Annotated in this window: 11 protein-coding genes; 8 read left to right on the top strand and 3 right to left on the bottom strand. The window is 73.2% G+C overall.

Going from position 1 to position 13145, the window contains the following annotated elements; all coding sequences use genetic code 11:
* Positions 1-117: 117 nt before the first annotated feature.
* Positions 118-3135 (bottom strand): AfsR/SARP family transcriptional regulator, encoded by a 3018-nt coding sequence (locus CP977_RS30210; protein WP_062750447.1) that lies wholly within the window; start codon positions 3133-3135, stop codon positions 118-120.
* Between the two features lie 273 nt (positions 3136-3408).
* On the opposite strand from CP977_RS30210, the gene CP977_RS30205 reads away from it, so the two are divergent.
* Positions 3409-3789 (top strand): nuclear transport factor 2 family protein, encoded by a 381-nt coding sequence (locus CP977_RS30205; protein WP_109184565.1) that lies wholly within the window; start codon positions 3409-3411, stop codon positions 3787-3789.
* A gap of 129 nt (positions 3790-3918) precedes the next feature.
* Here the strand turns inward: CP977_RS30205 and CP977_RS30200 are convergent, their stop codons facing one another.
* Positions 3919-5115: a PP2C family protein-serine/threonine phosphatase gene (locus CP977_RS30200; protein ID WP_152371150.1), complete on the bottom strand. Its 1197-nt coding sequence runs from the start codon at positions 5113-5115 to the stop codon at positions 3919-3921.
* Between the two features lie 295 nt (positions 5116-5410).
* Here CP977_RS30200 and CP977_RS30195 point away from each other — a divergent pair, with 295 nt between their 5' ends.
* The 6 genes from CP977_RS30195 (at position 5411) to CP977_RS30175 (ending at position 9779) form a co-directional block, all read left to right on the top strand.
* Positions 5411-5977: a hypothetical protein gene (locus tag CP977_RS30195; protein ID WP_062750453.1), complete on the top strand. Its 567-nt coding sequence runs from the start codon at positions 5411-5413 to the stop codon at positions 5975-5977.
* A 139-nt stretch (positions 5978-6116) separates the two neighbouring features.
* On the top strand, positions 6117-6578 hold the full coding sequence (locus CP977_RS30190) for a DUF4383 domain-containing protein (protein WP_062750455.1): 462 nt from the start codon (positions 6117-6119) through the stop codon (positions 6576-6578).
* Between the two features lie 357 nt (positions 6579-6935).
* The gene (locus CP977_RS30185; RefSeq protein WP_062750457.1) at positions 6936-7349 is read left to right on the top strand and encodes a DUF7144 family membrane protein; all 414 of its coding nucleotides are present in this window, start codon (positions 6936-6938) and stop codon (positions 7347-7349) included.
* Between the two features lie 321 nt (positions 7350-7670).
* Positions 7671-7805, top strand: coding sequence for a hypothetical protein (locus tag CP977_RS35270; protein WP_260321782.1), 135 nt, complete (start codon positions 7671-7673; stop codon positions 7803-7805).
* A gap of 86 nt (positions 7806-7891) precedes the next feature.
* Positions 7892-8374 carry a potassium channel family protein gene (locus CP977_RS30180; protein WP_234363720.1) on the top strand — a complete coding sequence of 161 codons (483 nt, stop codon included), beginning with the start codon at positions 7892-7894 and terminating at the stop codon, positions 8372-8374.
* 40 nt (positions 8375-8414) lie between these two features.
* Complete coding sequence (locus CP977_RS30175) at positions 8415-9779, top strand: chloride channel protein (protein WP_152371149.1); 1365 nt, start codon at positions 8415-8417, stop codon at positions 9777-9779.
* Positions 9780-10130: 351 nt separating this feature from the next.
* On the opposite strand, the gene CP977_RS30170 is transcribed toward CP977_RS30175, so the two are convergent.
* Positions 10131-10742, bottom strand: a complete 612-nt coding sequence (locus tag CP977_RS30170) for a GAP family protein (RefSeq protein WP_308017200.1) — start codon at positions 10740-10742, stop codon at positions 10131-10133.
* Positions 10743-11172: 430 nt separating this feature from the next.
* Here CP977_RS30170 and CP977_RS30165 point away from each other — a divergent pair, with 430 nt between their 5' ends.
* Entirely contained in the window at positions 11173-13125 is a 1953-nt protein-coding gene (locus CP977_RS30165) for a flavin monoamine oxidase family protein (RefSeq protein WP_109184964.1), read from the top strand.
* Positions 13126-13145: the final 20 nt, after the last annotated feature.

Below are 13145 nucleotides of genomic sequence, written 5' to 3'. Positions count from 1 at the left end.
CGTCCCGCGGGCATCGGCTTGCCCGCTCCCGCTCCCGTCACGGGCACCGGCCCACAGCACTCCCCGCCCGGTACTCCCCCGGGCCCGTCCGCCCCGCCGACTTCCGTGCGGAGGCGTTCAGCAGGCGCCGAGCAGCCGCTCCGCCTCCGCGAGTTCCCGTGTCATCCGCCGTTCGCGGAACACCTCGACCGCCGGCACCAGCAGTTTCCGCGAACGTCCCGGCTCGTCCGTCAGCAGCCGCGCCAGGTCCAGGCGCGCCAGCGCGCCACCGCTGAAATCCATGACCTGCTCCCGCGAGGAGACCGCGCGGTCGTAGAAGTCGCGGGCCCGGTCCGGCCGTCCCATCATGGCGAAGGCGTGGCCGAGGTCGCGCAGCAGGTGCCCCTCGCCGATGACGTCGCCCGAGTCCCGGCAGAGTTCGAGCACTTCCGTGAAGGTGAGGACCGCGAGGTCGTTCCTGCCCTGTTCGAGGAGGACCTGGCCGACCCGCCGCAGGGTGCGGGCCCGGCCGCCGGCGTAGCCGATGCCCTCGTAGATGTCGAGCGCTTCGTCGAGCTGCTTCTGGGCGAGGTCGATCTCGCCCTGCCGCATGCGGATGTGGGCGCTCTGGGTGAGGACGATGGCGCGCCCGACGACGTCGTCGGCGCGGCCGAAGTCCGCGAGGGAGCGACGGTACAGCTCCAGGGCGGCGGCGTCGTCCCCGTTGGTCCGGGCGATCAGGGCCATGTCACGACGGCAGAGCGCCTCGCCCATCGGTTCGTCGAGGGCCTGGAAGACGTCGAGGGCCGAGTTGAGCGACTGCCGGGCGGTGTCGTACTGGTTGCGGCTCATGTAGAGCGAGCCGAGGGAGGCGCGGATCGCGGCGGTGCCGCGGAGGTTGCCGGCCTTGCGGACGGCGGCGAGCGCGGTGAGGTGGGTCGACTCCCACAGGTCGTAGTGGCCGCGCACCTCGAAGAGGGTGACGAGCGAGGTCGCGAGGTCCCAGCTGAGGTCGTGCAGACCCTCTTCGGCGGCGTGCCCGACCATGCCGCAGAGCGCGGCCTGTTCGGCGTCGAGCCAGGCGAGCGGGTCGGCGAGGGCCTCGTCGGCGTACGGCGACGGCGGCCGCCAGCGCGGCGCGGTGCCGTGCAGCACGGTGAAGTCACCTCCGTACACCTTGCGGTGGGCCTCCTCGGCGAGGTGCATCCAGCCGCCGGCCATGCGGGCGAAGGCGGCGCGGCGGACGTCCGGGGGGTGCTGTGCGGCGAGCTGCTCGCGGGCGTAGACGCGGATGATCTCGTGGAAGCGGTAGCGGAAGCCGCCGCTGGGCTCGACGCCGGCGACGTCGAGCATCTGCACGTCGACCAGCGGCTCCATCAGGTCGGAGGGGAAGGGCCGGTGGTCGTCGAGGAGCGCGCCGGCGAGCCAGCTCGGGAGCGTCGGCGCCTGCGCCATGCTGAGCAGCCGCAGCAGCCCCCCGTCCTCGGGGGCGAGCCCTTCGTAGGTGAGGGAGAGGCTGGCGCGCATGGTCATCTCGCCGTGGGCGAGCTCGTCGAGCCGGTGCCGCTCGTCGGCGAGCCGCTGCACCATGGAGGCGAGGGTCCAGTGCGGGCGGGCGGCGAGGCGGGCGGCGACGATCCGGAGGGCGAGCGGCAGGCGGCCGACGGTGCGGACCAGTGCCTCGGCGGCGGCGGCCTCGCCGGCGACCCGGTCGCCGCCGACGATGCGGGCGAGGAGTTCGAGGGCCCGGTCCTCGTCGAGGACGTCGAGCTCGACGCGGTGGGCGCCGGGAAGCGCGGTGAGGCGGGCGCGGCTGGTGACGAGGACGGCGCAGCCGCGGCTGCCGGGGAGCAGGGGGAGGACCTGGCCCTCGCCGGCGGCGTCGTCGAGGACGACGAGGACGCGCCGGGTGGAGAGGCGGGTCCGGTACATCTCGGCGCGTTCGTCGAGGGATTCGGGGATGAGCTGGCCGGGGATCCCCAGGGCGCGGAGGAAGCGGCCGAGGACCTCCACGGGGGTGGCCGGGGCGGCGGTGGTGCCGCGCAGATCGCAGTAGAGCTGCCCGTCGGGGAAGCCGGTCTCGGCGAGGGCGTGGGCGACGTGGACGGCGAGGGTCGACTTGCCGGTTCCGGGCTTGCCGGTGATGGCGGCGAGGCCGACGGTGCCGCGTCCGTCGCCGCTGAGGGCCTTCTCCAGGGTGCCGAGCCGCTGTCCGTCGGCGACGAAGTCGGCGATGTCGGCGGGGAGCTGATGGGGAACGGTCTCATGACGAATCGATTCAGCAATGGGCGCGGGCGACGCCGCGTCGAGCGCGGCGGGGCCCCCGTCCGGCGCCTCGGGGCCGGACGCGGTGGCACCCCGTACGAGCGGCGGGGCGGGGGCGGGGGGCGGCGGAAGCTCACCCGCGAGGATGGCGGCTTCGAGGTCGCGCAGTTCGCGGCCGGGTTCGAGGCCGAGCTCCTCCGCGAGGTAGCGGCGGGCGGTCCGGAAGGCCTCCAGGGCCTCGGCCTGCCGGCCGGACCAGTAGAGGGCCTGGATGAGCTGACCGTGCAGCTTCTCCCGCAGGGGGTGTTCGTGGGTGAGCCGCTGGAGTTCCCCCACGAGCCGGTCGTGGTGGCCGAGTTCGAGTTCGAGCCGGATGCGGAGCTCCACGGCGGCCAGGCGCTCCTCGTTGAGCTGCCGGGCCGCGTTGGCGAGCGGGCCGCTGTCGAGTCCGGTGAGGCAGTCTCCCTGCCAGAGCGTGACCGCGGATCTCAGGAGCCGAACCGCCTCCTCGCGGTCGCCGCCCTCACCGAGCGAGCGGGCGCGCCGCACCAGACCCGTGAAGAGGGCGGCGTCGACGTTGCCGGCCCCGGTGTGGAGCACGTACCCGGGCGGCCGGGTCGTGAGGGCGACCTCGCCGTCCGCGTCGACGAGCAGCTTCCGCAGCCGGGAGACGCAGATCTGCACCTGGGTCCTGGCGGTCTCCGGCGGATTGTCCTCCCAGATGAGGTCGACCAACTGGCTCGTGCTCACGATCCTGTTGGTCTCCAGGAGGAGCGCGGCGAGGATCACCTCCTGCCGGCCGGGAGGCACGCGCAGCGGCCCGGCGGTGCCCTGCACCTGGAGCGGTCCGAGGACCCGGAAGGTGAGACGGGGTCCGCCCGGAACGTCCACGTCCCCTAACCCGCCGTCGGCAGCAGCCACTGATTCCCCCACGCAACAGATGAGACGACACACCGGAACCGCACCGCGCCACACCGGAACGTGCCGGTCCGCGCCGGGACGTCAGGATCATGTGAAGACAGTCTCCACATCCCCCCCGCTCCTGTCCATGCCGTGAAGGCCCCGGCTCCGCGATAGGGCGGCGATAACGGGAAGTTGGGCGGTCCTCGCAGAATCCTGGACGGAAGGCGAAAGGGGTTGGCACCGTTGAACAGCCAAGACACCATGACGACCGGAAACCCGGGGAGCGGGGACCTGGTGACCGCCGCGGGCATCGACCACGTGCGGCTGCTCTACGACTACCTGGACGGCGGCGACCTCGACGGCTGCGGCTCGCTCCTGCACGACGCGATGGTCCTCGAACTCCCGGGTCGGCAGGCGGCCCGCGGCCGCACCGACGCACTGCGCGCCCACGTCCTGCACGCCCTTCCCGGCGCCCGGCACGTCGTGGACCAGGTCGTCGCGCAGAACCGCACGGTGATCGCCACGGGCCGCCGGGTCGCGCCGGAGAGCACCGCGGCCGAACAGCGCTTCGTGGACGTGTTCACGATCGCGGACGACGGCCTGCTGCGCACCTGCGTGCGGTACTTCCACGCCGCGCCCTGAGGGCCGCCGGGCCTGTACGAGGCGGGGTGTCGGCCTTCGTCGGGAAACCGGTCTCCCGGGGACGGGTGCGGCTGTGGTTCACCGCACCGGACGCCGCGGCCCGTCCGACCCTGGTCCGCAGGGCAGCCCCTACGCGTCGGCACCCGTGTCGGCGTGCCGCCTCCCGGCGCCGGGACCGTACCAGTCCAGGCAGACGACGGTGGCGTCGTCCTGGAGGTGGCCTCCGGCGGCATCGGCGACCGCGGCGGTCAGGATCCGGACGACCTCACGGGGGTGCTCGCCCGCGGTGTCGTGGATCAGGCCGGTCAGGTCGACGTTCTCGGTCCGGCGTTCCTGCGCGCCGTCGGTGTAGAGCACGAGGCGGTCGCCGGGTCTCAGGTCGAGGTCCTGCACCCGGTGGGGGGCGGGGGCGTCGACGCCGAAGGGCAGGTTGACGGCCAGGGGGACTTCCTCGACCCGGTCCTCGCGCAGGCGCAGCGGCCACAGGTGGCCGGCGTTGACGAGCTGCGCGCCGCTGCCGTCGAGGGAGACGCGCAGCAGCAGGCCGGTGGCGAAGGTGCGCCGGCCGTACGTGAGCATGGCCCGGTGGGCCTGCCGGGCCTGTTCGGCCAGGTCCGCTCCGGCACGGCGGGCGCCGCGGGAGGCGTTGATCAGGAGGGTGGCGATGAGGGCGGCGTCGACGTCGTGGCCCATGGCGTCGGTGATCGACAGGTGCAGGACGTCGTGGTCGAGGGTGTAGTCGTAGGTGTCGCCCGAGACGGTGTCGGCGGGGGCCAGGGCGCAGGCGAGGGAGAATTCGGCCGCCTCCATGGAGGGCGCCGAGGGCAGCAGCTGGCGCTGGATCTCGGCGCCGAGGCTGACTTCGGTGGTGCGCTGTCCCCAGTGGTAGAGGTCGGTGAAGCGGCGGTCGGTGACGATGATGTACGCCAGTGCGTGCGCGGCCTGCTCCACCTGCTCCAGCACCTCTTCGGTGGCCTCGGGCAGGAACAGCTCCAGCACGCCGATCGTGTCGCCCCGGTTGGTGACCGGGGCCAGGACCCGCTGCCCTCCGTCGTCGTCCTCGGTCCGCAGCAGCTTCTGGGAGCGCAGGACCTCGTCGTACGCGCTGCCGACCAGCGGAATCCGCTCGGCGCTGCGGCCCTGCCGCGTGGACGTCTCCTCGGTGACCCGCACCACCGTGCGGCCGACGACGTCGACGAACAGGAAGGACGCGTAACGCGCGTCGAACCGCTCCCGCAGGTCACGCGCCACCACGTCCAGCGAGGCCACCGGCGCGGCGTTCTCGGCCGCGGCCAGCACGTCGGCCAAACCGATCCGGTCAGTCATGTCCGCCTCCCAGCGCCCTCGTTCCTCCACGTTTCTCTGCCCCGAAAATCCCGTTGTCCTCACCCCCGTGCGCTCCCTCCCGGGTATCCGCGGCGTGCTGCCCCGGACGGGGAGGAACCGGGGCGGCCGGCGTCCCGGGACCCGGACCGCGCCTTCGAAACCGGCGTCCGGCCCGTGATCCGGCCGTACCCGTCCGGCCCACCGCGATGGCGACGGCAATCGGGGCGGACGAAGGTGGGGTGTTGTCTGCCCGACGCCCGTGTCGGGCGGCCCACCTTCCAGAAGGAGCACGGTCATGTCCGAACGCAACACGCTCATCCGCAGTCTGCACGACGTGGGCCTGGCCGCCTGGTTCGGCGGTTCGCTGATGGGCGCGGTCGGCCTCAACGGCGCGGCCCGGAGCGAGGGCGGGACCGAGGCGGCCACGGACCGGATCGCTTCAGCGGGCTGGGCGAAGTGGACACCGGTCAACGCCGCCGCCATCGCCGCGCACCTGTTCGGCAGTGGGGGGCTGCTGGCCGTGAACGCCCACCGCGTCGCCGCCCAGCAGGGCGTCGCCGCCTCCACGGCGGCCAAGACCGCCGTCACCGCCGCGGCCCTGGCCGCCACCGCCTACGCCCGTGTCCTGGGCAAGAAGGTCGAACTGGCCTCCTCCCCCGACCCCCAGGACGCCGAGAAGGCGGCCACGCACCCCGTCGACCTGGACAAGGCCCGCCGACAGCTCACCTGGGCCCAGTGGGCGGTGCCGGCGTTCACCGGATGCCTGGTGGTGCTCAACGCCCTGCACGGCGAGCAGCAGCGCGCCGGTCAGCAGGCGGCGGGCATGTGGGAGCGGGCCCGCTCCGTGAGCCCCTTCATGTGACGCGACACCGATCGCGGCCGGCGCGAGGGGATTCGTACGGGCCGACGCGGCATGTCCGCCGCAACCGGGGGCACCCGCAGGAAGCCATGACGGACCGGGCGACCGGGACTGCCTTCGCTCCTGAACGAAAAGAGATGTCGTGACGACGCACACCCCTTCCTCCCGCAACGCCAGAACGCCGGTCCAGCAGGCGGCTCTGGCCGTGGGAGCGGTCTTCCTCCTCGTCGGCGTCCTCGGCTTCGTCCCGGGCATCACCACCCACTACGACACCATGGAGTTCGCCGCCCACCACTCCGAGGCCAAGCTCCTGGGCATCTTCCAGGTGTCCGTGCTGCACAACATCGTCCACCTCCTCTTCGGCGTCGCCGGTCTGGCACTGGCCCGCAGCGCCGGCACCGCCCGCAACTACCTCGTCGTCGGCGGCGCCGTCTACCTGGTGCTGTGGCTGTACGGCATGTTCATCGACCACGACAGCGCCGCCAACTTCGTCCCCGTCAACACTGCCGACAACTGGCTGCACTTCTTCCTCGGCATCGGCATGATCGCCCTCGGCCTCCTCCTCGGCCGCGGCACCGCCGGCCGCGCGCGGACGGCCGGGTAGCCGAGTCCGCCCGTGCGCGCGCCCCGGGCGGCATCCCGTTCTCCTTCCCGTGCGACCGACGACGGGAGACGACGAACGACTTCCTGTTCCGTGCTCCGCGGTTCCCACGGGCTCCCCTTCTCCGACGACGGGCCCCGGCGGAGAGCGGACACGAGCGGCGGGGCCGGACAGGAGCACCCCTGTCCGGCCCCGCGGTCGTCGGAACGGCCGGAAAGCGCCCTTTCCGCACGCCGAGGTCACGGCGGCGGGGGTGGCTCCTTCTCCGACGTGCGTCAGGGGGCGCCGGGGCTCAGATTGGAGGTATCCGGTCCGCCGGACGGGAAGTCACGGCGGGCAGCGACAGAAGGAGAGCCTGTCATGACGACCCACACGGGCACATCCGGTCGGCACGGGGAGACGCACAGCAGCGGCTGGCTGGTCTTCGCCTCCGTCATCATGGTCTTCAGCGGCGTCATGACGCTGCTCGCGGGCATTTCGGCCATCGCCAAGGACGACGTCTTCCTGGCCACCCGCAACTACGTCTACGAGCTCGATCTGACGGGGTGGGGATGGATCCACCTCGTCCTGGGCATCCTCGTCGCGCTCACCGGCGCCGCCGTGTACAAGGGCGCCACGTGGGCCAGGGCGGTCGGCGTGGGCCTGGCGGGGCTCAGCATGATCGCCAACTTCATGTGGCTTCCCCACACGCCGTGGTGGGCGTCACTGCTCATCGTGATCGACGCCCTCGTCATCTGGGGTCTGTGCGTCGCTCCCCGGCCGACGAGGTACTGACACCCGGCCGGCGGCCCCGGAGCATCCGGGACGGCGGCGGGGAAGCATCGGGCGAGGTCCTCGAGAACGGGGACGCGGGGACGCGAGCACCACGGGCCCGCCGGAGGCCCGCCGGGCCGGGAACCAGGCCGGTCCTCGAGCCGACAGCGCACCGAGGGCCGGCCCCGGCGTGTCTTCCTCGACGCCGCGGCGCGTCGACACCCGGACGACGGCATGCGGCTCGCCTCCGGTAGCGAGACCCGGCGGAAGCACTTTTGCTGGACGGAGGGCGGGCGCTCCGCCGCGCACGACGACCCGTGAAGCGTTTCGCAGGAGATCCGCATGGCAGTGCAGTCGAAGCCGGTGAAGCCGACGGCCGCCGTGTCCCCCGGCACGACGGCGTCCGGCGTGGGGCCGGACGTTCCCTGCGGCGCGGTGGACGGGCGGTCCACCGGAAAGGAGTCGCAGCCCACATGAGCGTGCCGCGAGGGGGAGGGCGGGACCGGCGGCCGCGTCCCCCACGCGTTCGGCCCCTCCTGCCCCTCCTGCGTTCGGCGGCCGTGGTGGCGACGAGCACCACGGCCTATTTCCTGCTCCCCCTCGACAGCGCCCTCGACCAGCACACCGTCGTCGTGCTCGCCCTGGGAATGCTGGGGATCGGCGCGCTCCTGGCCCTGCAGGCGGTCGGCATCGTCAGGTCGCCGTACCCGCGGCTCCGCGCCGTCGAGACCCTGAGCACCGCGGTTCCGCTGTTCCTGCTGTTGTTCTCGGCCACCTACTTCCTGTACGCGCGGGAAGAGGGAGGGCACTCCTTCTCCGAACCGCTCAGCAGGAACGACGCCCTGTACTTCACGGTGACCGTCTTCGCCACCGTCGGCTTCGGCGACATCGTGCCCGTCTCGCAGACGGCTCGCGCGTTGACCACGTGCCAGATGGTGGCGGACCTCGTCCTCGTGGGGGTGATCGCGAAGGCCGTCGTCGGGGCGGTCAGGATCGGGCTGGAACGGCGCCGGTCCTCCTCGTCCCCCGAGGAACCCGAACCATGACCCGGCCTCCACGTCCACAGGTCCGGAAGGGCGGACATCCATGACCACGTCGAAAACGGTTCCGGCTTCCTCCCCGGGGCCCGAAGAGCCCTCGGAGGCCGACCGGCTGCGGGTCCTCCTGCGGACCCCCGCGTACCTCAAGGCCCTGGTCTTCAGCGCCCTGATCGGCGTCCCCGTCTCGCTGGCCGCGTTCTGGTTCCTCGTCGGCCTGCACGAGCTGGAGCACGCGATGTGGGCGGACCTGCCGGAGGCGCTCGGCTGGGCTTCTCCTCCGGCCTGGTGGCCGCTGCCGCTGCTCGCCGTCGCCGGAGTCGTCGTGGGACTGGTCGTGACCCGGCTGCCCGGCGCGGGCGGCCACGTCCCCGCCGGCGGCCTGCACGCCGGCGGGGCCTCCGCCGCGGCCCTGCCCGGAGTGATCGTCGCCGCGGTCGCGAGCCTGCCGCTCGGCGCCGCCCTGGGGCCGGAGGCCCCTCTGATCGCGCTCGGCGGCGGTCTGGCCCTGCTCTTCCGGCACCTCGTCCGCGCCCCGGCCACCCCGCAGAGCACCGCGCTGCTGGGCGCGGCGGGAGCGGCGGCGGCCATCGCCGCGATCTTCGGCAATCCGCTCATCGCGGCCGTCCTCCTGATCGAGGTGGCGGGCGTGGGCGGTCCGCAGCTGTTCGTCGTCATGCTCCCCGCGCTGCTGTCCAGCGGCGTCGGGGCCGTGGTGTTCACCGGCTTCGGACGCTGGACCGGTCTCGAGACGGGCAGCCTCTCCATCCGTTTCCCCACCGCTCCCCCGCGCCTGGACACCGGGGACGTGGTGTGGTCGGTCCTGCTGGCGGTCGGCATCGGCGCGCTGGTGCACCTGCTGATCATCGGCGGCCGGCTGACCGCCGTCTTCGTGGCGGCCTCCCCCTTCGTACGCACGGTGGTCTGCGCGGTCGCCGCCGGGGGCTGCGCCGCCCTGTACGCGGTCGCCACGGGGCGCACCCCGGCGGACGTCGCCTCGTCGGGCCAGGCGACGCTGGCCGGACTCGCCGCCGATCCCCACGCATGGGGCGTCGGAGCGCTGGTGGCCGTCCTGCTGTTCAAGGGCGCCGCCTACGCCCTGTGCCTGGGCAGCCTCCGCGGCGGACTGGTCTTCCCCGTCCTCTTCCTGGGCGCGGCCACGGGCGTGCTGCTCGCGCCGCTGCCGGGCCTCGGGGTGATCCCGGGGGTCGCCGCCGGCATGGCCGCGGCCTCGGCCGCCGCATTGCGGCTCCCGGTCAGCAGCGTGGCCCTGGTGGTCCTGTTGCTCGGCAACTCCGAGACGATCCCGGTGGTGATCCTGGCGGCGGTGACGGCCTTCGCCACCGCCGAACTGCTTCCTCCGGGTCCGCCGCTCACGCCCCGCCGCCCGCGCGGAGGGGCGCGGGCCGCGTGAAAGGGCCTCGGGAAGGATCGGGTGCCGAGGACACGGGCGGCGGGGTGCCGTACGCCCGCTGGGGTGCCGCCGCGGCCCGCGCGTTCTCGCAAACGACGACACCCGCGGAGTCGCCGGGTTCGAGGATTCCGGCCGCCTCCTGGAGACCGTCCCCGCCCTTGCGGACGAAGGCCCGGTACCGACCGGAAGAGCAACCGGCTGCCCGCCCCCGCCGGCGGCTGGGCCCCGCCCGCGGCGCGTCGGCTGAAGCCCACGGGTGGACCCCATGGGCCCCGGCACCCCCGCGAGGACTCCCGTCCGATCGCCACGGCCCTCGGTGTCAAGCGACGAGCTGATAGATGCTCCGGGCCGTCAGCCACACGCCGACGACCAGGGAGAGGGTGACGACGAGTTGTTCCTGATGTCCGCCCAGCCGGCCCCGCAGGGCGTTGAGCCGGGCGTCGGCGGCCGCGGGTGCGCAGACCACGTACAGTTTTCCATGGCGATGAGGCTGAGGGTCGCGAGAAGGCAGTAGGCGGCCAGTGCGAGCCAGTCGGAGAGGGTGGAGAGGTCCGCGTCGACGACGGTCGCGGCGCCGGCCGCGACAAGGCCCCGGGGCTGCAGCAGCCACGCCAGACCCGCTGCCGTGGCCGGGGAGGCGTTGTCGACCCGGGCGGTCCAGCGGGGCGGCCCGTGCGGGCGGGGCGGCCTGCGGTGCCGGTACGCCCCGTACAGCACCAGCGCCAGGCCGATGACGAGTTTCGCGACGATCGCGGCGGTCGAAGGCGTGCTGTGACGCTCGGGAGGCCGACCGCCGGTCAGCACCACCACGGCGATCACCGCGACCAGGTTGGCCAGCCACGACAACAGGAACGCCAGGCCCTGACGGACACCTCGTCGCGAGAACAGCAACAGGATGAAGGCGGTGTTGTGCAGGGGGCCCAGAGTGATGGCCGTTCCTATCACCACCAGGTCGAGGACCACCGGACCAGTCTCTCCTGGATGTCAGGGCCGTCCACCACTGGTGCGGAAGGACCGGCCGACAGGGGGCGCGGCGAGAAGGACGAGCAGGGCCGAGCCGGACGAGCGGAGCAGGTGGCGCCTCGGGGCCGCGACGGCCCCGTGGCCTCCAGGGCGTCCACCCGCCGCCGCTGTTCGTCCGGTTCGCCGCGCTTCTCGGCCGGGGGTCGTCCACCGTCGCCGTCGCTCATGGCAACCGGCAGACTGACGGGGCGCACGGCCGGGAGGGCCTTCGGGGTTCTCGTCGATCACCACGACCGCTCCGCCGTCCCGGGTCGCACAGAACCCCGTTCGTCAGCCACGAACCGTCCGCGCCGCACGTCCGGGTGAAAGTTCTCCTCCCCCACGGTTTTCGGGTACCGGGGCGGAACGGGACCGCGAGAGTTGCCCCGTGATCACCAACTCGCTTTCCGGCCCCGACCCCGTCGACGGGCCCGAGCCCGCCCGTGGACCTTCCCGCCGTACCGTCATCGCCGGTACGGCGGCGGGAGCCGGCGCACTCGCGGTCACCGCGTCCGGCGCCGGAGCCTCGCAGACACCCGCCCGACCGGCCTCCCCCTCCGACTGGGACACCTGTATGACCGTCGCCCGGGCCATTCTGGTGCGGGACGACGACGACCTGCCCCTCGTGCCGCGCTATGCCGACATCCTCCTGAGGACCGGCCTGCCCCGGCCCCGCGGGACGGCGGGCCGCCCCGGCCGCAAGGTGCTGATCGTCGGCGCCGGGCCCGCCGGGCTCATCGCCGCCCATCTGCTGCGGCAGGCCGGGCACCGCGTCACCGTCATCGAGGCCAACGGCAACCGGGTGGGGGGCCGGATCAAGACCTTCCGCACCGGAGGCCACGAGAAGGCCCCCGCGCCCTTCGCCGACCCGAAGCAGTACGCCGAGGCCGGCGCCATGCGCATCCCCGGCAGCCACCCGCTCGTCACCGGCCTGATGGACGGTCTCGGCCTCGAGCGCCGCCCCTTCCACCTCGTCGACGTCGACGCGGCCGGCCGCCCCGCGTACCGCACCTGGATCTTCGTCAACGGCATCCGCGTCCGCCGTGCCGACTACGCCCGTGGCCCGCAGGCCGTCAACCGCTCCTTCGGCGTCCCGACGGCCTACGAGTCCGTCCCCGCCGCACAGATCGTGCGCAACGCCTTCGCCCCCGTGCGCAGGGAGATCGAGGGCAAGGAGGACAGGGAACTCGTCGAGGGCTGGGCCCGCGTCATCCAGCGTTACGGCCACATGTCCATGTTCCGGTACCTGACGGAGGAGGCGGGACTCGACGAGCGGACCATCGACCTGATCGGCACCGTCGAGAACCTCACCTCCCGTCTCCACCTCGCCTTCGTGCACAGCTTCATCGGGGCTTCGCTCATCAGTCCCGACACCGCCTTCTTCGAGCTGCCCGGCGGCACCGCCACCCTGGTCGACGCCCTCTACGAGCGGGTCGAGGACCTCGTGCGGCTGGACCGCCGCGCCACGCGGATCGAGCACGGCGACGGCGGGGTCACCATCGACACCGTCTCCGAGGGCCGCGGCCCCGGCCCCGTACGGCGCGAGACCTTCACCGGGGACGCCGCGATCATCACCGTCCCCTTCTCCGGACTGCGCCACATCCCGGTCGTCCCCGCCCTTTCCTACGGCAAGCGGCGCGCGGTCACCGAACTCCACTACGACGCCGCCACCAAGGTGCTGCTGGAGTTCAGCCGCCGCTGGTGGGAGTTCGACGAAGCCGACTGGAAACGGGAACTGGAAGCGGTACGGCCCGGCCTGTACCGGAAGTACCAGCTCGGACAGACCCCTGCGGACGGCAGCCTGCTCGGCGCGCACCCCTCCGTGCCCCGGGGGCACGTCTCCGACTCCCAGCGCGTCCACTACGCCGCCACGCGCCTGGTCTCCCGCGACCAGCCCGAGGCGGCCGGGGTCATCGGCGGCGGCTCGGCCACCGACAACCCCAACCGCTTCGTGTTCCAGCCCTCCCACCCCGTCGAAGGCAGCCCGGGCGGGGTGCTCCTCGCCTCCTACAGCTGGTCCGACGACGCCCTGAAGTGGGACTCGTTCGACGACGAGGAGCGCTATCCCCGCGCCCTCGCCGGGGTCCAGGACGTGTTCGGGCAGCGGATCGAGGTCTTCTACACCGGCGTCGGACGCACCCAGTCCTGGATGCGCGACCCCTACGCCTACGGCGAGGCGTCCGTGCTGCTGCCCGGCCAGCACACCGAGCTCCTCCCCCACGTCCGCGGGGCCGAGGGGAACCTGCACTTCGCCGGGTGCCACACCTCCGTCAAGCCCGCGTGGATCGAAGGAGCCGTCGAATCTGCGGTGCGCACCGCGCTGGAGGTCCACTCGGCACGATGAGCGACCGTGGGACCGGGCAC

It is taken from the genome of Streptomyces cinereoruber, from assembly GCF_009299385.1.
Taxonomy (GTDB): domain Bacteria; phylum Actinomycetota; class Actinomycetes; order Streptomycetales; family Streptomycetaceae; genus Streptomyces; species Streptomyces bikiniensis.
The sequence above is the reverse complement of the archived record's forward strand: the minus strand, read 5'-3'. Positions and strand labels throughout refer to the sequence as shown.

Bases quoted from the DNA above. Each gene is read 5' to 3' on its own strand.
- CP977_RS30205 (WP_109184565.1), top strand. From the start codon at position 3,409: ATGACGACCGGAAACCCGGGGAGCGGGGACCTGGTGACCGCCGCGGGC.
- CP977_RS30200 (WP_152371150.1), bottom strand. From the start codon at position 5,115: ATGACTGACCGGATCGGTTTGGCCGACGTGCTGGCCGCGGCCGAGAAC.
- CP977_RS30195 (WP_062750453.1), top strand. From the start codon at position 5,411: ATGTCCGAACGCAACACGCTCATCCGCAGTCTGCACGACGTGGGCCTG.
- CP977_RS30185 (WP_062750457.1), top strand. From the start codon at position 6,936: ATGACGACCCACACGGGCACATCCGGTCGGCACGGGGAGACGCACAGC.
- CP977_RS35270 (WP_260321782.1), top strand. From the start codon at position 7,671: ATGGCAGTGCAGTCGAAGCCGGTGAAGCCGACGGCCGCCGTGTCCCCC.
- CP977_RS30175 (WP_152371149.1), top strand. From the start codon at position 8,415: ATGACCACGTCGAAAACGGTTCCGGCTTCCTCCCCGGGGCCCGAAGAG.